Genomic DNA, 521 nt, shown 5'->3' on the forward strand with positions numbered 1-521 from the left:
TTAGATGCCCGTTGCCGGTCGCTTCGCGCAGGCTGGTCTTGTTCCAGAATTCGCGGAAGTAGAATTCCTTGAACTCATATTTCGACGCATCGGTGGTGTTCCAACGATAGACGTTGGTCGCCGAGGTGCCGTCCGCCGCATAGGTCGTGGTCATGCCGCCATAAGCGCGCAGGTACAGCTTGTCATCATACGGGGTAGTGTATTTCGAATCCTCATAGCCGACATGGCCGTCGAAGCCGAGGCTGTCATTCACATCCCATTTTCCGGTCAGCGCGAGCTGGTTGAAGCGGTTCTTGTTGAGCGAGCGGCGGTGTTCGCTGGCATAGGTGACGTTGTCGACGCTGATCGCATCGACAAAGTTGCTGCTGTCCCAATGGATCGAATTGATCTTCGAGGTCGTATCGAAGATCACCGAGCCCGACGTGTTGTTGGGCCGCGTCGCGAGGTGATATTCGTCGCGGTGCGTGGTGAATTCGCCATGCAGCGCATCGAGCGTCAACAGCACATTGTCCGCCGGACGC

At 57.0% G+C, this 521-nt stretch carries 1 protein-coding gene; it reads right to left on the reverse strand.

The window, feature by feature from the left end:
- The coding region (locus AACY19_RS26965; protein WP_339454545.1) for a hypothetical protein at positions 1-521 on the reverse strand (521 nt) is incomplete at both ends.

Origin of the sequence: Pseudomonas sp. EA_5y_Pfl2_R50 (assembly GCF_963970475.1) — a bacterium.
Lineage (GTDB): Bacteria > Pseudomonadota > Gammaproteobacteria > Pseudomonadales > Pseudomonadaceae > Aquipseudomonas.